The 15,886-nt window shown below is 66.2% G+C and carries 18 protein-coding genes; 10 read left to right on the plus strand and 8 right to left on the minus strand.

The features are described 5' to 3' along the window. Positions 1–124: 124 nt before the first annotated feature. The 4 genes from scpB to ACIPG5_RS06080 all read right to left on the minus strand — a co-directional run bounded on the left by scpB (position 125) and on the right by ACIPG5_RS06080 (position 3,212). Complete coding sequence (gene scpB / locus ACIPG5_RS06065) at positions 125–871, minus strand: SMC-Scp complex subunit ScpB (protein ID WP_176511317.1); 747 nt, start codon at positions 869–871, stop codon at positions 125–127. After that, on the minus strand, positions 858–1,583 hold the full coding sequence (locus ACIPG5_RS06070; protein WP_176511337.1) for a ScpA family protein: 726 nt from the start codon (positions 1,581–1,583) through the stop codon (positions 858–860). Before ACIPG5_RS06070 ends, scpB begins: the two co-directional genes overlap by 14 nt. Positions 1,584–1,708: 125 nt before the next feature. Then, positions 1,709–2,338 (minus strand): L-threonylcarbamoyladenylate synthase, encoded by a 630-nt coding sequence (locus ACIPG5_RS06075; protein ID WP_236238404.1) that lies wholly within the window; start codon positions 2,336–2,338, stop codon positions 1,709–1,711. Between the two features lie 13 nt (positions 2,339–2,351). Next, positions 2,352–3,212, minus strand: coding sequence for a PHP domain-containing protein (locus tag ACIPG5_RS06080; protein WP_176511319.1), 861 nt, complete (start codon positions 3,210–3,212; stop codon positions 2,352–2,354). A 67-nt stretch (positions 3,213–3,279) separates the two neighbouring features. On the opposite strand from ACIPG5_RS06080, the gene ACIPG5_RS06085 reads away from it, so the two are divergent. From ACIPG5_RS06085 to ACIPG5_RS06105, 5 genes are all read left to right on the plus strand, one after another. Continuing rightward, entirely contained in the window at positions 3,280–3,873 is a 594-nt protein-coding gene (locus ACIPG5_RS06085; RefSeq protein ID WP_219824845.1) for a septation protein A, read from the plus strand. A gap of 1 nt (position 3,874) precedes the next feature. After that, the gene (locus tag ACIPG5_RS06090) at positions 3,875–4,174 is read left to right on the plus strand and encodes a YciI family protein (RefSeq protein WP_008091826.1); all 300 of its coding nucleotides are present in this window, start codon (positions 3,875–3,877) and stop codon (positions 4,172–4,174) included. Positions 4,175–4,253: 79 nt separating this feature from the next. Next, positions 4,254–4,931: a response regulator transcription factor gene (locus tag ACIPG5_RS06095; RefSeq protein WP_176511321.1), complete on the plus strand. Its 678-nt coding sequence runs from the start codon at positions 4,254–4,256 to the stop codon at positions 4,929–4,931. 115 nt (positions 4,932–5,046) lie between these two features. Next, complete coding sequence (locus ACIPG5_RS06100; RefSeq protein WP_176511322.1) at positions 5,047–5,463, plus strand: Spy/CpxP family protein refolding chaperone; 417 nt, start codon at positions 5,047–5,049, stop codon at positions 5,461–5,463. A 63-nt stretch (positions 5,464–5,526) separates the two neighbouring features. Further along, the gene (locus tag ACIPG5_RS06105) at positions 5,527–6,864 is read left to right on the plus strand and encodes an ATP-binding protein (RefSeq protein ID WP_401373805.1); all 1,338 of its coding nucleotides are present in this window, start codon (positions 5,527–5,529) and stop codon (positions 6,862–6,864) included. 114 nt (positions 6,865–6,978) lie between these two features. Here ACIPG5_RS06105 and ACIPG5_RS06110 read toward each other — a convergent pair whose 3' ends face one another. Further along, a complete protein-coding gene (locus ACIPG5_RS06110; protein ID WP_401373807.1) occupies positions 6,979–7,536 on the minus strand; it encodes an NAD(P)H nitroreductase in 558 nt (185 codons plus the stop codon). A 102-nt stretch (positions 7,537–7,638) separates the two neighbouring features. Between ACIPG5_RS06110 and ACIPG5_RS06115 the strand changes: the two genes are divergently transcribed. Next, on the plus strand, positions 7,639–9,093 hold the full coding sequence (locus ACIPG5_RS06115; protein WP_176511325.1) for a TrkH family potassium uptake protein: 1,455 nt from the start codon (positions 7,639–7,641) through the stop codon (positions 9,091–9,093). On the opposite strand, the gene ACIPG5_RS06120 is transcribed toward ACIPG5_RS06115, so the two are convergent. Further along, entirely contained in the window at positions 9,050–10,114 is a 1,065-nt protein-coding gene (locus ACIPG5_RS06120; RefSeq protein WP_401373809.1) for an AraC family transcriptional regulator, read from the minus strand. The genes ACIPG5_RS06115 and ACIPG5_RS06120 overlap by 44 nt on opposite strands. A 155-nt stretch (positions 10,115–10,269) precedes the next feature. On the opposite strand from ACIPG5_RS06120, the gene ACIPG5_RS06125 reads away from it, so the two are divergent. Further along, positions 10,270–10,581: a DUF962 domain-containing protein gene (locus ACIPG5_RS06125; protein ID WP_176511327.1), complete on the plus strand. Its 312-nt coding sequence runs from the start codon at positions 10,270–10,272 to the stop codon at positions 10,579–10,581. Positions 10,582–10,587: 6 nt separating this feature from the next. Here the strand turns inward: ACIPG5_RS06125 and ACIPG5_RS06130 are convergent, their stop codons facing one another. After that, positions 10,588–11,400, minus strand: coding sequence for a UDP-2,3-diacylglucosamine diphosphatase (locus tag ACIPG5_RS06130; protein WP_314614534.1), 813 nt, complete (start codon positions 11,398–11,400; stop codon positions 10,588–10,590). A 126-nt stretch (positions 11,401–11,526) separates the two neighbouring features. Here ACIPG5_RS06130 and ACIPG5_RS06135 point away from each other — a divergent pair, with 126 nt between their 5' ends. Then, on the plus strand, positions 11,527–12,300 hold the full coding sequence (locus ACIPG5_RS06135; protein WP_401373812.1) for a helix-turn-helix domain-containing protein: 774 nt from the start codon (positions 11,527–11,529) through the stop codon (positions 12,298–12,300). A 159-nt stretch (positions 12,301–12,459) separates the two neighbouring features. Continuing rightward, positions 12,460–13,350 carry a DMT family transporter gene (locus ACIPG5_RS06140; protein ID WP_176511330.1) on the plus strand — a complete coding sequence of 297 codons (891 nt, stop codon included), beginning with the start codon at positions 12,460–12,462 and terminating at the stop codon, positions 13,348–13,350. Here the strand turns inward: ACIPG5_RS06140 and ACIPG5_RS06145 are convergent, their stop codons facing one another. After that, positions 13,351–13,632 (minus strand): SelT/SelW/SelH family protein, encoded by a 282-nt coding sequence (locus tag ACIPG5_RS06145; protein ID WP_176511331.1) that lies wholly within the window; start codon positions 13,630–13,632, stop codon positions 13,351–13,353. Positions 13,633–13,699: 67 nt separating this feature from the next. On the opposite strand from ACIPG5_RS06145, the gene ACIPG5_RS06150 reads away from it, so the two are divergent. Then, the gene (locus tag ACIPG5_RS06150; protein ID WP_401373814.1) at positions 13,700–15,886 is read left to right on the plus strand and encodes a patatin-like phospholipase family protein; all 2,187 of its coding nucleotides are present in this window, start codon (positions 13,700–13,702) and stop codon (positions 15,884–15,886) included.

The following is a 15,886-nucleotide window of genomic DNA, read 5'->3' on the forward strand; positions in this document are numbered from 1 at the left end:
TCGGTGAGGGAACGCACTGCAGGGTAGTGGGTTTCGTGGGGGGTGGCGGTTATTTCTGCCCGGTGGTTGCGGTTGCCTGTACTGGCGCTATCGCCGGCAAGCCGGCGATAGCGCCAGTGCAAATTCAGGGCTGGGGATTGGGCTCATCTTCGCGCAAATCATCGAAGTCGGTCTTCAGCCCCTCTTCCATGGCATCCAGTTCCACCAGCAAACTGCGGAAGCTGGTCTCCTCCTTCGGCTCGCCAACCTCCTCCTCATCCGCCAGGCTGGCATCGGCCAACGCCTGCAGGTGCGCCGGCACCGGGGCATCATCGGGGTCGAGCAACGGCGCCGGTTCCATCTCCCGCAGTTCGGCCAGGGCCGGCAGTTCGTCCAGGCTCTTGAGGTTGAAGTGGTCGAGAAACGCCTTGGTGGTGGCGAACATCGCCGGCCGGCCCGGCACCTCGCGGTAGCCGACCACGCGGATCCACTCGCGCTCGATCAGGGTCTTGATGATGTTGCTGTTGACCGCCACCCCGCGCACATCCTCGATCTCGCCGCGGGTGATCGGCTGGCGGTAGGCGATCAAGGCCATGGTCTCCAGCAGCGCACGGGAATACCGCTGCGGGCGCTCCTCCCACAGGCGGCCCACCCAGGGGGCGTAGTCTTCGCGAATCTGCAGGCGGTAGCCGCTGGCCACCTCCTTGAGCTCGAAGGCACGGCCCGCGCAGGACTTGCCCAGCACTTCCAGGGCCTTTTTAAACACCTTCGGCTCAGGGCGCTCGGCCTCTTCGAGCAGCTCGTACAGGCGCTCCAGGGACTGCGGTTTGCCCGAGGCGAGCAGAAACGCCTCGATCAGCGACGCCAGGTCGCGGGGGTCATTCAGGTTCATCGGTTTCTTCGACAGACTCGGCGCGCAGCCGCACATGGATCGGCGCAAAAGGCTCATTCTGCACCAGTTCGATCAGCGACTCCTTGACCAGCTCGAGAATCGCCATGAAGGTCACCACCACGCCCAGCTTGCCTTCCTCGGCGCCGAACAGCTCGACGAAGGGCACGAAAGCGCCGCCTTTCAGGCGCTCCAGCACATCGCCCATGCGCTCGCGGGTCGACAGGGTCTCGCGGGTGATCTGGTGGCTTTCGAACAGGTCGTTGCGGCGCATGACCTCGGCCATGGACACCAGCAATTCCTCCAGGCTGACCTGCGGCAGCAGCTTGCGCACCTTGGCCTGGGGCGCCTCCAGGCGCGGCACGACGACATCCCGACCAACCCGCGGCAGCTCGTCGATGCCCTCGGCGGCCGCCTTGAACCGCTCGTATTCCTGCAGCCGGCGGATCAGCTCGGCGCGCGGGTCGCCCTCCTCCTCCTCGACCTCGGCCGAGCGCGGCAGCAGCATGCGCGACTTGATTTCGGCCAGCATCGCGGCCATCACCAGGTATTCGGCGGCCAACTCCAGGCGCACGCTCTTCATCAGCTCGACGTAGCCCATGTACTGGCGGGTGATTTCCGCCACGGGGATGTCGAGGATGTCGATGTTCTGCTTGCGGATCAGGTACAGCAGCAGGTCCAGCGGGCCTTCGAACGCTTCGAGGATGACTTCCAGGGCATCCGGCGGGATGTACAGGTCCACCGGCATTTCGGTCAGCGCTTCGCCGTAGACCAGCGCCAACTGCAACTGCTGCGGCGCTTCGACCTGCTCGGCCGGCGCCTCGGGCGCTGCCACCTGGTTCACGCGTTGACCAGGAAGGGCGTGGGGTCGCCGCAACCCTCACGGATCAGCTCGGGCTCGTCGCCGGACAGGTCGATGATGGTGGAGGCCTTGAGGTCGCCGAAGCCACCGTCGATGACCAGGTCCACATGGTGCTCCAGGCGCTCGCGAATCTCGTAGGGGTCGGTCATCGGTTCGTTGTCACCCGGCAGGATCAGGCTCACGCTCATCAGCGGCTCGCCAAGCTCGGCCAGCAGCGCCAGGGTGATGGCGTGGTCCGGCACGCGCAGGCCGATGGTGCGGCGCTTTTCGTGCAGCAACAGGCGCGGCACCTCGCGGGTGCCGTTGAGAATGAAGGTGTACGGGCCGGGCACATGGGCCTTGAGCAGGCGGAAGATGCCGGTGTCGACCTTGGCATACAGGCCCAGCTGCGACATGTCGCAGCACATGAGGGTGAAGTTGTGGGTCTTGTCCAGCCCGCGCAGGCGCCGCACCCGCTCGATGGCCGCCTTGTCACCGATCTGGCAACCCAGGGCGTAGGCCGAGTCGGTGGGGTACACCACCACACCGCCCTTGCGGATGATTTCCACCGCCTGGCGGATCAGCCGCTGCTGCGGGTTCTCCGGATGAATTTGGAAAAATTGGCTCACGTAGTCGTCCTGTTCATACCGCCAAAGGCTGTTCATGGCTGAATCGGCGCCACAGAGGTGGCAGGTCCTCGGGCAATGGCCGGTAGGCACCGATCTCGCCCCAGGTGCCGGGGCCGTGGAAATCGCTGCCAGCGCTTGCCAGCAGGCCGAACTCACGGGTGAGGATGGACATGGTGCCCACCTGCTCGGCCGGCATCATCCCGTTGACCACTTCAAGCGCCTGCCCGCCTGCCTGAATATAGTCGGCAATCAGCCGCCTGCGCTTGCTGCGCGTCAGTTCGTAGTGCATGGGATGGGCCAGGCTCACCCAGGCATTGGACTGGCGCAGGGTGGCAACGGTTTCTTCAAGGGTCGGCCAGTGCAGCTTGACGTCGCCGAGCTTGCCCGCCCCCAGCCACTTGCGAAAGGCTTCGCCGCGGTCCTTGACGTGCCCGGCACGCACCAGGTACTCGGCAAAATGCGGCCGCGCCGGGGCGTTGCCGCTGTCGCCCAGCTCCTGCTGCACGGCGCGCGCGCCTTCGAGGGTCGCCGGCATGCCCTTGGCAGCCAGCCGCCTGTCGATTTCTTCGGCGCGCAGCCAGCGGCCACGGTGCAAGGCCTCGATGGCCTCGGCCAGCGGCGCGGCGTCGAGCGGGAAGTCGTAGCCCAGCACATGGATGGTCGCCCCGCCCCAGGTGCACGACAGCTCCACCCCGCTGACCCAGCGCATGCCGCGCTCGGCACAGGCCTGGCGCGCCTCTGGCAGGCCTTCGAGGGTATCGTGGTCGGTCAGGGCCAAGGTCTGCACCCCGTGCTCATGGGCCCGGGCGACCAGGACCGTGGGCGACAGGGCGCCGTCGGAGGCCGTGCTGTGACAGTGCAGATCAACATTCATGGAGGAGCGCTTTCGCTGGAATCGATGTTTGTTATTATGCCGTCACATCCCGATTCTGGCTGCCATTGTGAAACAATTCATCGATTTCATCCCGCTGCTGCTGTTCTTCATCGTCTACAAGCTCGACCCACGGCCCCTCGACGTGGCCGGCCACAGCTTCGAGTTCGGCGGCATCTACAGCGCCACGGCGATGCTGATCATCAGCTCGCTGGTGGTGTACGGCGCGCTGTTCCTGCGCCAGCGCAAGCTGGAAAAGGGCCAGTGGCTGACGCTGGTCGCCTGCCTGGTGTTCGGCGGCCTGACCCTGACCTTCCACAGCGAAACCTTCCTCAAGTGGAAGGCGCCGGTGGTCAACTGGCTGTTCGCCCTGGGCTTTGCCGGCAGCCACTTCATCGGCGACCGGGTGCTGATCAAGCGCATCATGGGCCACGCCCTGACCCTGCCCGATGCGGTATGGACGCGCCTGAACCTGGCGTGGATCGTGTTCTTCATCTTCTGCGGCGCCGCCAACCTGTTCGTCGCCTTCACCTTCCAGGCCTTCTGGGTCGACTTCAAGGTGTTCGGCAGCCTGGGCATGACCGTGATCTTCCTGGTGGCGCAAGGCGTGTACCTGTCGCGCCACCTGCACGACGACCCCTCCACCTCCAAGACCAAGGATTGACATGCTCTACGCCATCATCGCCAGCGACGTCGCGAACTCCCTGGAAAAACGCCTGGCCGCGCGCCCGGCGCACATCGAGCGCCTGCAACAGCTCAAGGCCGAAGGCCGCGTGGTGCTGGCCGGCCCGCACCCGGCCATCGACAGCAACGACCCCGGCGAAGCCGGCTTCAGCGGCAGCCTGATCGTCGCCGAGTTCGATTCGCTCGCCGCCGCCCAGGCCTGGGCCGATGCCGACCCGTACATCGCCGCAGGCGTTTACGACAAGGTGATCGTCAAGCCTTTCAAGCAAGTCTTGCCGTAATCGATAAAATTTGCGGCGTCTGCTGTATCTTTGCCACTGGCGGACACGTCAGACGCCGTCGATTTGAATTGAGTGAGTCATGAGCGAGCTGTTACTGATTGATGATGACCAGGAACTCTGCGAGCTGCTCGGCAGCTGGCTGACCCAGGAAGGTTTTGCCGTTCGCGCCTGCCACGACGGCCAGAGCGCGCGCCAGGCGCTGGCCGAACATGCGCCGGCAGCCGTGGTACTGGACGTGATGCTGCCCGACGGCAGCGGCCTGGAATTGCTCAAGCAGCTGCGCAGCGAGCATGCCGAACTGCCGGTGCTGATGCTCTCCGCCCGCGGCGAGCCGCTGGACCGCATCCTCGGCCTGGAACTGGGCGCCGACGATTACCTGGCCAAGCCCTGCGACCCTCGTGAGCTCACCGCACGCCTGCGCGCCGTGCTGCGCCGCAGCCACCCGACCGCCACCACCACGCAAGTGGAGATCGGCGACCTGGCCTTCAGCCCGGTCCGTGGCGTGGTCAGCATCGATGGCCGCGAAATGAGCCTGACCCTGTCCGAGAGCCGTATCCTCGAAGCCCTGCTGCGCCAACCCGGCGAGCCGCTGGACAAGCAGGAACTGGCGCAGATCGGCCTGGGCCGCAAGCTGACCCTGTACGATCGCAGCCTGGACATGCACGTGAGCAACCTGCGCAAGAAGATCGGCCCGCATGCCGATGGCCGCCCACGCATCGTCGCCCTGCGCAGCCGTGGCTATTACTACAGCCTCTGATTGGCCCAGGCCGCCGATCTTTACCGAGCCTTTACCCTCCCCTGACTGCGCCTGACCTTGATCTCCCTAGACTGGGCTCATCCGGTAACCACCGGCCTTGGAAAGGAGAGACACCATGCGCAAGACCCTTATCGCCCTGATGTTCGCCGCCGCCCTGCCGACCGTGGCCATGGCCATGCCTGAAGGCGGCCCGCGCCACGACGGCCCGCATCACCGCGGTGATGCGCCTTTCGCCCAGCTGGACCTGAGCCGCGACCAGCGCCAGCAGATCGGCAAGCTGATGGGCGAGCAGATGAAAGACCGCCGCGACATCACCGAGCGCTACCTGGCCAAGTTGCCAGCCGCCGACCAGAAAGCCATGAAGGACGAGCTCAAGGCCAGCCACGACAAGACCGACACCCAGGTCCGCGCGCTGCTCAAGCCCGACCAGCAGAAGAAGTTCGACGAACTGCAGAAAGCGCGTGAAGCACGCAAGGCCGAATGGAAGGAATTCCAGGCCTGGAAAGCTGAAAAAGCCGGCAAGGCCCAGTAAGCTGTCCTTCCCCGATGCCCGGCCCGCCTACCCAGCGGGCCGGGCTTTTCCCGTTTACAGGAGGTGCTCTTGCGTTCTCTGTTCTGGCGCATCCTGGCGAGCTTCTGGCTGGCCATCACCCTGGTTGCCGGCCTGTCGATCCTGCTCGGCCACATGCTCAACCAGGACGCCTGGATCCTCAGCCGCCACCCGGGCCTCAATACCCTGGCCAGCCATTGGGCCAAGCACTACGAACAAGAGGGCGTGGAGGCGTCCCAGGCATTCCTGGAGCGGCGCAAGGAGCGCTACAAGATCGACGTGCAGGTGCTCGACGACGGCGGCGCCGCCATTGTGCCCGGCACCTTCCCGCGCCGCGCGGCAGCCTTCGAGGCGCGCCAGCACAATGACCAGCGCCGCCTGCCGTGGCGCCGCCTGACCGAGGAATACACCAGCCCCGAGAGCGGTGAAACCTACCTGCTGATCTACCGCATCCCCCACCCCGAACTGGACGCCTGGCACCGCGAAAGCCTGCTCTGGCCGCTGAGTGCGCTGGGTATCGCGCTGGTGGTCCTGACCCTGTTCAGCCTGCTGGTGACCTTGTCCATCACCCGCCCCCTGAGCCGCCTGCGCGGCGCCGTGCACGACCTGGGCCAGGCCACGTACCAGCAGAACAGCCTGGCGCGCCTGGCCGCCCGGCGTGACGAGTTCGGCGTGCTGGCCAAGGACTTCAACAAGATGGGCGCCCGCCTGCAGAGCCTGATCGGCAGCCAGCGCCAGTTGCTGCGCGACGTGTCCCACGAATTGCGCTCGCCCCTGGCCCGCCTGCGTATCGCCCTGGCCCTGGCCGAACGGGCCGAGGCCGAGCAACGCCAGGCGCTGTGGCCGCGCCTGACCCGTGAGTGCGACCGCCTGGAAGACCTGATCAGCGAAATCCTGACCCTGGCCCGCGTCGACGCCGAACAGGCCCATGCCGAACCTGTCGACCTCAACGCCTTGCTCGGCAGCGTGCGCAAGGATGCCCAGCTCAGCGCGCCGGAGCAGGAGGTGAAGCTCGAGGCCCAGCCGGGCTTGACCTTGCAGGGCTGGCCGACGCTGATCGAGCGCGCGCTGGACAACCTGCTGCGCAATGCCTTGCGCTTCAACCCTGCCGGGCAGCCGATCGAGATTCGCGCCGGGCGCGAGGAAGGCCGGATCGTGGTGAGCGTGCGTGACCATGGGCCGGGGGTGGCGGCGGAGCACCTGGCGCAGTTGGGTGAGCCGTTCTTCCGCGCGCCGGGGCAGGACGCGGCGGGGCATGGCCTGGGGTTGGCGATTGCGCGCAAGGCGGCGGAGCGCCATGGCGGTAGCCTGGTGCTGGCCAATCATCCACAGGGTGGGTTTGTCGCCCGGCTGGAGTTGCCTGTGACGGTTACGACCATTTGATGGCTATTGGCGGCTGCTGCGCAGCCCATCGCCGGCAAGCCGGCTCCCACAGGTACAACGCTGGCCATGTGGGAGCCGGCTTGCCGGCGATGGGCCGCGCAGCGGCCCCATGCATCACTCGCCCCAGGCGCTGACGAACTCTGCAGTTTCCAGCACCGGCGCGGTGCGCGGCTCGGCCATCGGCGTGCCGACATACAGATAACCGATCACTTCCTCGTTCTCGGCCATGCCCAGCCCCTTGTGCACAAAGGGATCGAAGGCCATGTCGCCGGTACGCCACACCGCGCCGATGCCCTGGGCATGGGCTGCGATGAGGATGCCATGCGCCGCGCAGCCCGCTGCCAGGCGCTGCTCCGACTTGGGCACCTTGAAGTGGTCCTGCAGCTTGGCGATCACCACGATCAGCAACGGCGCACGCAACGGCATCGCACGTGCCTTGTCCAACGCAGCCTGGCTGGCCTCGCCCTTGTCTTGCAGCGCCTGGGCGAACAGCTCCCCGAGTTGCTCGCGGCCCTGGCCTTCGATGGTCAGGAAGCGCCACGGCCGCAGCTGGCCATGGTCGGGCGCGCGCAGTGCGGCCTGGAACAGCGCCTCGCGCTGGGCGGCATTGGGCGCCGGTTCAGTCAGGCGTGGCACGGAAACACGGTTGAGCAATGCGTCGAGAGCCTCCATCGGCTACCCTCCTGGCAGGTAAATGTGCGGCCATTCTAGCGTTTACATCACCAGACCCATAGGTAGAATGGCGCCCTTCCGTTCAGAGTCAGAGCAGATCACATGGCGTTGCCGACCTTAAGGATCATTGGTTTCATCATCGGCATCTTCCTCATCACCCTGGCAGTGAGCATGGTCGTACCCATGGCGACCCTGGTGATCTTCGAGCGCACCGGCGACATGCCGTCGTTCCTCTGGTCGAGCCTGATCACCTTCATCGCCGGCCTGGCCATGGTCCTGCAGGGCCGCCCCGAGCATGTGCACCTGCGCCCGCGCGACATGTACCTGCTCACCGTCAGCAGCTGGCTGGTGGTGTGCGTGTTCGCCGCCCTGCCGTTCCTGTTGACGCAGCACATCAGCTACACCGACGCCTTCTTCGAAAGCATGTCCGGCATCACCGCCACCGGCGCCACCGTGCTCAGCGGGCTCGACAGCATGTCGCCGGGCATCCTCATGTGGCGCTCGATGCTGCACTGGCTCGGCGGCATCGGCTTCATCGCCATGGCGGTGGCGATCCTGCCGCTGCTGCGCATCGGTGGCATGCGCCTGTTCCAGACCGAATCGTCGGACCGCTCGGAAAAGGTCATGCCGCGTTCGCACATGGTCGCCAAGTCGATCGTCGGGGTGTACGTCGGTTTTTCGGTGCTCGGCGCCCTGGCCTTCTGGTGGGCCGGCATGAGCCCGTTCGATGCCATCAACCATGCCATGTCGGCGATCTCCACCGGCGGCTTCTCGACCTCGGACCAGTCCCTGGCCAAATGGGACATCCCGGCGGTGCACTGGGTGGCGGTGGTGGTCATGATCCTTGGCAGCCTGCCGTTCACCCTGTATGTGGCCACCCTGCGCGGCAACCGCAAGGCACTGATCCGCGACCAGCAGGTGCAAGGGCTGCTTGGCCTGCTGGTAGTCACCTGGCTGGTGCTGGGCACCTGGTACTGGGCAACCACCAACCTGCACTGGCTGGATGCCTTGCGCCACGTAGCGCTGAACGTGACCTCGGTGGTCACCACCACCGGCTTCGCCCTGGGCGACTACAGCCTGTGGGGCAACTTCTCGCTGATGCTGTTCTTCTACCTGGGCTTCGTCGGCGGCTGCTCCGGCTCCACCGCCGGCGGCATCAAGATCTTCCGCTTCCAGGTGGCCTACATCCTGCTCAAGGCCAGCTTGAACCAGTTGATCCACCCGCGCGCGGTGATCAAGCAGAAGTACAACGGCCACCGCCTCGACGAAGAGATCGTGCGCTCGATCCTGACCTTCTCGTTCTTCTTCGCCATCACCATCTGCGTCATGGCCTTGCTGCTGTCGCTGCTGGGCGTGGACTGGATGACCGCCCTGACCGGCGCCGCCGGCACCGTTTCGGGCGTGGGCCCGGGCCTGGGCGAGGTGATCGGCCCGTCCGGCAACTATGCCTCGCTGCCGGACGCGGCCAAGTGGATCCTGGCCAGCGGCATGCTGCTCGGGCGCCTGGAGATCATCACCGTGCTGGTGCTATGTATGCCGGCGTTCTGGCGTCATTGAGCACCACCGCTTCCGCCCCGCCCAGGCGGGCGCGGTACTCGCTCGGGGTCACGTCGAACCAGCGGCGGAAGGCCCGGTAGAAGTTGCTGGGGTCGGCAAAGCCCAGCAGGTAGGCGGTTTCCAGCAGGGTCATGCCCGGCTGGGCGAGGTATTGCTCGGCAAGCTCGCGGCGGGTGTCGTCCAGCAGCGCCTGGAAGCTCGTGCCCTCCTCCTGCAGGCGCCGCTGCAAGGTGCGCTGGGACAGGTGCAGGGACTGGGCCAGGGTTTCACGCTTGGGCTCGCCCTGGGGCAGGATGCGGCACAGCACCTGGCGCACGCGGTGGGTGACCCGGCTTTCGGAAAACCGCGCCAGGTACTCGCCGGCAAAGCGATCGTGCAGCACCGCCATGGCTTCGTTGGCCGTGGGCAGCGGGGCTTCCATGTCGGCCCGCTCGAAGATCAGCGCATCATGAACGGCGCCGAACACCAGAGGTGAATGGAACGCCACCTTGTAAGGCTCGATGTTTTTCGGTTGCGGGCCCTGGATCAGTACCCGCCGCGGCTGGATGGGGCGGCCGCTGAGCCACTTGCTCAGGGCCAGCGCACACGCCAGCGAGGCCTCCGAGCTGTGCCGGGTCGGCGGCAGGTGGTCGCCATGCACGGTAAGAATCAGCGAGTAGCCTTCAGGCCCCAGGCGAAAGCTCAGGTCGGAGCTTTCGGCAATGATGCGCTGGTAGCGCACCAGCCGCTCGAAGCCTTCGGCCAGGGTGCGGCTGGACATCAGCGCGTAGCCCACCACATGGAACGAGGCCGGCCGCACCACCCGCGCCATGTTCAGGCCGATGGCTTCATTGCCGGACAACTCCACCGCCAACTGCCACAGGCGGGTCATGGAGTCTTGCGGGAAGCGTGCGTCGGGGTCGTCGAGGGCGGCGAAGTCGAGCCCTAGCTGCTTGAACATGGCACGGCAATCGAGCCCTTCCAGCTCGAGTGCCTTGACGATCCCTGATGCCCAGCTGGCTGACGTGGTTCTCTCACTCATGACAGGCTTCTTATGCTCTGACCGCATCATGCGGTGAACCTAAGGATACTCATTTGGCGCCCATTGTCACTGGCCGGCTCCGCCAGTGACTCTAGACTCGATTCAGGCTCCACGCCGTGTATCCTGTCAAAAAGTGATAATCCCGGAGCATTGCGATGAACAGCACCGCGCAGTACCGCAGTTTTGCCGAGTTCTATCCCTATTACCTGGGCGAGCACAGCAACCCCACCTGCCGGCGCCTGCACTTCGTCGGCACCAGCCTGGTCATTGCCCTGCTGGCCTATACCATCGGCAGCGGCAAGTGGCTGCTGCTGCTCGCCGTGCCACTGTTCGGCTATGGATTTGCCTGGGTCGGGCACTTCTTCTTCGAGAAGAACCGGCCGGCCACCTTCAAGCATCCGCTGTACAGCCTGATCGGCGACTTCGCCATGTTCCGCGACATCCTGCTGGGCAGGATCAGCCTCTAGCGCGCCTCAGGCAGGTTCACGCAGCGCGGCGGCCTGCTCGGCCAGCCGCGCCTGCGCATCGGCCAGCCGATACAGCTCGATGCTGCCGTCCCAGTGCTCGATCAGCGCCGTGCACGACTCCACCCAATCGCCACAGTTGAGGTACTCCACCTCGCCGACCTTGCGGATTTCGGCATGGTGGATATGCCCGCACACAACCCCCTGAAAGCCGCGGCGGGTACATTCGTGGGCAATGGCATCCTCGAAATCGCTGATGAAGTTCACCGCACCCTTGACCTTGTGCTTGAGGTACGCCGACAGCGACCAGTAGCCATAGCCGTAGCGCGCGCGCCAATGGTTGAGCCAGCGGTTGAGCACCAGGGTGAATTCGTAGGCGCGGTCGCCGAGAAAGGCCAGCCAGCGGTGGTAGCGGGTGATGACATCGAACTGATCGCCATGGATCACCAGCAGCCGCCGGCCATCGGCCGTGAGGTGCTCGGCCTCGTCCACCAGCTGGATGTTGCCCAGAATCAGCTTGGAATAGCGGCGCAGGAATTCGTCATGGTTGCCGGTGACGTAGATCACCTCGGTGCCGCGCTTGCTCATGGTCAAAAGCCTGCGGATGACGTTGGTGTGCGCTTGCGGCCAGAAGATGCCGCCGCGCAGCTTCCAGCCGTCGATGATGTCGCCGACCAGGTAGATGCGGTCGGCCTGGTAGGCCTTGAGAAACTGCGACAGGTGCTCGGCCTGGCAATCGCGGGTGCCCAGGTGCACATCGGAAATCCACAACGTGCGCACGCGCTGCTTGCGCGAGGGGCGGGAGAGTTCGGCGTGGGTCATGGGCGGGCTCCGGCGCTGTTTGCTGGAGACTGGCAGGCGCAGATGACAGGTTGGTGGCAGCCATGTGACGGGTGATGGGGCGTGAGGATTGGGGCACAATGGTCGCCTGCCCCGCGAGGACGCCCCATGACCGCCGGCCCGATACTTTCCCTGCGCCACTACCGCCACGACCTGATCGCCCACAGCCACGAACACCCGCAACTGGTGTTCGGCCTGGGTGGCCGCCTGGACTTCGAAGTGCAGGGCCATGAGGCGCGGCTCGACCGCCAGCGCCTGATGGTGGTGCCTGCCGGCACCCATCACAGCTGCGGCAGCGAAACCGGCAGCCACTGCCTGGTGCTCGATGTGCCGGGCGAGCATTGGCTGCTCGAGCAACTGGGTGAACACGCCGATGCCAGCCGGCGCCTGCTCGACCGCCCTGCGGCCCTGGGCCTGGACAACCGCCAGCAGCAACTGGTGGATTGGCTGGCCAACAGCCCGGTCGACGACCCCTTGATTGCCCGGCAAGGCGCGGTGCTGCTGCTGGCCAGCCTCAGCCCCACGGCTTCGGCCATTGTGACGCCCAGCCAGCGCCTGCCCTATGCAGCGTTCGACCGTTACATCGAGCAGCAGGCGGCGTACCCCCTGCAGGTCGCTGACCTTGCGCGCATCGCCGGGCTGTCCACTGCCCGGCTGCATGCGCGGTTCAGCGCCGAATGCGGGGTAACGCCGATGGACTACATTCGCCAGCGGCGGCTGCTCAAGGCGCGGGAGCTGGTCATCCGCACGGCGCTGCCACTGGGCGAGATCGCCGCGCAGGTGGGGTACGGCTCGCAGAGCGCATTTTCAGCGGCGATGCTGCGCGCGTTCGGCTGCACGCCGCTGGCGTTGCGGCGAGAGTCTGGCGATAACGGGCGCTAGGTTGGCGACAGATGTTGTTTGCCTGAGCTTTTACACTGTGCCTGTACCGGCCCTATCGCCGGCAAGCCGGCTCCCACAGATGCTTAGCAGACTGTACCTGTGGGAGCCGGCTTGCCGGCGATAGGGCCCGCAACTCCAACGAAGATCGCAAGGACCACCATGAACCACCGCACCGCCCTCGGGGCCCTGCACATCGGCGCACTGTTCTTCGGCCTGACCGGCGTGTTCGGCAAGCTTGCCGCCAGCGCCAGCCCGGCCATCATCGTCTTCGGCCGCGCCGCCTTCGCCGTGCTTGCCCTGGCCCTGTTCGCCAGCCTCACCGGCCCCGGCTGGCAGCGCCTGAGCGGGCGCGACATGCGCCGCCTGTTGCTGGGCGGGGTGTTGCTGGCCGGCCACTGGGTCAGCTTCTTCATCGCCGTCAAGGTCGCCGGCGTGGCCATCGCCACCCTCGGCTTCGCCAGCTTCCCGGCGTTCACCGTGATTCTCGAAGGCGTGCTGTTTCGCGAACGCATCCGCCGCAACGAAGCCTTGCTGGTATTGCTGGTGAGCATTGGCCTGGTGCTGGTGACGCCCTCCTTCGACCTGGCCAGCCAGGCCACCGGCGGCCTGCTCTGGGCCCTGCTCTCGGGCTTGCTGTTCTCGCTGCTGTCACTGACCAACCGCGCCGGCTCCGGCCGCCTGCCCGCGGTGCAGGCGGCGCTGTGGCAAAACCTGGTGGTCGGCCTGTGCCTGCTGCCGGTGGCCGCGCCGGGCCTGGCGGCGGTGGCGCCCATGGACTGGCTGTGGATCGGCCTGCTCGGCATCTTCTGCACCGGGGTCGCCCACAGCCTGTTCGTCGCCAGCCTGGCCGTGATCAAGGCGCGCACCGCCGCCGTGGTGTTCGGCATGGAGCCGGTCTATGGCATCGCCGTGGCCTGGGTGGTGTTCGCCGAAACGCCCACCCTGCGCATGTTGGCGGGTGGGGCTTTGATCATCTTTGCCATCGTGCTGTCCAGCCGCCTGGCGGCCGAGCCGCCGAGCAAACCCCGGGCCCTGGCCGAAGGCGCCTGATCAGCGGTCGTTGTGGCCCAGGTCGCGCTGCGGGTCGATCTGGTCACGCACCCGCTGCTTGAGCACCTTGGCCTCGGGGAAGCCGCCGTCGGCCTTGCGCTCCCAGATCTGCACGCCTTGGCAGGTGATGCGAAACACACCGCCGGTGCCAGGCTCCAGGGCCACCCGGCCAAGGTCGTCGGCAAAGCTGCTCAGCAGTTCCTGGGCCAGCCAGGCCGCGCGCAGCAGCCACTGGCACTGGGTGCAATAGGTGATGACAATTTCTGGCTTGCTATCGGCCATGGCCAAGTCTCCTGAGGTATGGGGCCGCTTATACTAGCGGTCTTTGGCCCAGGGTTTGAGACTCACGATGCACCGCCTGCTGTTCTGCCTTTTGCTGACGCTCACCTCCATGACCGCGCTCGCCACCGAGCCGGCCCGCCCCAAGGTCGGGCTGGTGCTCTCCGGCGGCGCGGCGCGGGGCCTGGCCCATATTGGTGTGCTCAAGGCCCTGGAAGAACAGGGCGTGCGCATCGACGCCATCGCCGGCACCAGCATGGGTGCGGTGGTTGGCGGGCTGTATGCCTCCGGCTACAGCGTCGAGGAGCTGGAGAAGCTCGCCACCACCCTGGACTGGCAACAGGCGCTGTCCGACGCCCCGCCACGCAAGGATGTGCCGTTCCGGCGCAAGCAGGATGACCGCGACTTTCTGGTCAAGCAGAAGCTGAGCTTTCGCGATGACGGCAGCCTGGGCCTGCCGCTGGGCGTGATCCAGGGCCAGAACCTGGCGCTGCTGCTGGAAAGCAAGCTGGCCCACACCGCCGACACCCGCGACTTCGACAAGCTGCCGATCCCCTTTCGCGCCGTGGCCACCGACATCGCCAGTGGCGAAAAGGTGGTGTTCAGCCGCGGCCACCTGCCCCAGGTGATCCGCGCCAGCATGTCGATCCCCGCGGTGTTCGCCCCGGTCGAGCTGGACGGCCGGCTGCTGGTGGACGGCGGCATGGTCGACAACATCCCGGTGGACGTGGCCCGCGAGATGGGCGTCGACCTGGCCATCGTGGTCGATATCGGCACCCCGCTGCGCGATCGCAAGCAACTGGCCACGGTGGTCGATGTGCTCAACCAGTCGATCATCCTGATGACCCGGCGCAACTCCGAGGAACAACTGGCCAGCCTGCACCGCGACGATATCCTGATCCAACCGCAGCTGGCGGCCTTTGGCGTCACCGATTTCGGCCGCGCCCAGGACATGATCGACGCCGGCTACCGCGCAGCGCGCCTGCTCGCGCCGCGTCTGGCTGCGCTGCGCCAACCCGAGGGTGATGCCGAGCTGGCGGTGGCCCGTTCACCGCGCCAGCGCACCCCGGTGATTACCGCGATCCGGGTGGAGAACGACTCCAAGGTCAGCGACGATGTGATCCGCTACTACATTCGCCAGCCGATCGGCGAGCCGCTGGAGCTCGACCGCCTGCAGACCGACATGGGCACCCTGTATGGCCTGGACTACTTCGACCGGGTGCAGTACCGCGTGGTGCACAAGGGCGAGGACAACACCCTGGTGATCAACGCCCGCGGCAAGCGTGGCGGCACCGACTACCTGCGCCTGGGCCTGAACCTGTCGGATGACCTGCGCGGCGACAGCGCCTTCAACCTCGGCGCCAGCTACCGGGTCAACGGCATCAACCGGCTCGGCGCCGAGTGGCTCACGCGCGCGCAGATCGGTGACCAGCAGGAGCTGTACAGCGAGTTCTACCAGCCGCTGGACGTGGGCTCGCGCTATTTCATCGCGCCCTACCTGGACTTCAGCTCGCAGAACATCGAAGCGACCCTGGACAACGACCCGGTCGCCGAATACCGGCTGGAGCGCTATGGCTTTGGCCTCAACCTGGGCCGGCAGATCGGCACCTACGGCGAAGTGCGCCTGGGCGCGGGCAAGGCCTGGGGGGAAGCCGAGGTGCGCATCGGCGACCAGGACCTGCCGAAAGTCAGCTTCAACGAGGGCTTCTACGAGCTCAAGTATTCGTTCGACACCCTCGACAACGTGTACTTCCCGCACAGCGGCGAAGACATCGGCCTGACCTTGCGCAAGTACGACAAGTCGCTGGACTCCGACGACAACTACCGCCAGTGGCTGCTCAACCTGGACAAGGCGTTCAGCTACGGGCCGAACACCTGGGTGCTGGGCGGGCGCTACGGGCGCACGCTGGATGCCACCGAAGTGGTCACTTCGAGCTTCGTGATTGGCGGCGCGCGGGAGCTGTCGGGGTTCAGGCAGGACTCGGTGTCAGGGCAGAACGTGAGCCTGCTGCGCATGGTCTACTACCGGCGCCTGACGCCACGGGCCTACCTGCCGCTGGACTTCCCGCTGTACATCGGCGGGTCGCTGGAGCGCGGGCGGGCGTGGAACAACGACAATGAGTTCGACAGTGGGTATATCAATGCGGCCAGCGTCTTCCTGGGGCTGGAGACGCCGTTGGGGCCGCTGAACCTGAGTTATGGCGCCAACAGTGCGCATGAGCAGGCGGTGTACCTGAACCTGGGGCATACCTTCTAG

Origin of the sequence: Pseudomonas sp. NPDC087029, assembly GCF_044745345.1 — a bacterium.
GTDB classification, from domain to species: domain Bacteria; phylum Pseudomonadota; class Gammaproteobacteria; order Pseudomonadales; family Pseudomonadaceae; genus Aquipseudomonas; species Aquipseudomonas faucium.

Coding starts and splice junctions, on each gene's coding strand:
- ACIPG5_RS06095 (WP_176511321.1), top strand. CDS start 4,254: ATGAGCGAGCTGTTACTGATTGATGATGACCAGGAACTCTGCGAGCTG.
- ACIPG5_RS06130 (WP_314614534.1), bottom strand. CDS start 11,400: ATGACCCACGCCGAACTCTCCCGCCCCTCGCGCAAGCAGCGCGTGCGC.
- scpB (WP_176511317.1), bottom strand. CDS start 871: ATGAACCTGAATGACCCCCGCGACCTGGCGTCGCTGATCGAGGCGTTT.
- ACIPG5_RS06115 (WP_176511325.1), top strand. CDS start 7,639: ATGGCGTTGCCGACCTTAAGGATCATTGGTTTCATCATCGGCATCTTC.
- ACIPG5_RS06125 (WP_176511327.1), top strand. CDS start 10,270: ATGAACAGCACCGCGCAGTACCGCAGTTTTGCCGAGTTCTATCCCTAT.
- ACIPG5_RS06145 (WP_176511331.1), bottom strand. CDS start 13,632: ATGGCCGATAGCAAGCCAGAAATTGTCATCACCTATTGCACCCAGTGC.
- ACIPG5_RS06120 (WP_401373809.1), bottom strand. CDS start 10,114: ATGAGTGAGAGAACCACGTCAGCCAGCTGGGCATCAGGGATCGTCAAG.
- ACIPG5_RS06140 (WP_176511330.1), top strand. CDS start 12,460: ATGAACCACCGCACCGCCCTCGGGGCCCTGCACATCGGCGCACTGTTC.
- ACIPG5_RS06110 (WP_401373807.1), bottom strand. CDS start 7,536: ATGGAGGCTCTCGACGCATTGCTCAACCGTGTTTCCGTGCCACGCCTG.
- ACIPG5_RS06080 (WP_176511319.1), bottom strand. CDS start 3,212: ATGAATGTTGATCTGCACTGTCACAGCACGGCCTCCGACGGCGCCCTG.
- ACIPG5_RS06090 (WP_008091826.1), top strand. CDS start 3,875: ATGCTCTACGCCATCATCGCCAGCGACGTCGCGAACTCCCTGGAAAAA.
- ACIPG5_RS06150 (WP_401373814.1), top strand. CDS start 13,700: ATGCACCGCCTGCTGTTCTGCCTTTTGCTGACGCTCACCTCCATGACC.
- ACIPG5_RS06100 (WP_176511322.1), top strand. CDS start 5,047: ATGCGCAAGACCCTTATCGCCCTGATGTTCGCCGCCGCCCTGCCGACC.
- ACIPG5_RS06135 (WP_401373812.1), top strand. CDS start 11,527: ATGACCGCCGGCCCGATACTTTCCCTGCGCCACTACCGCCACGACCTG.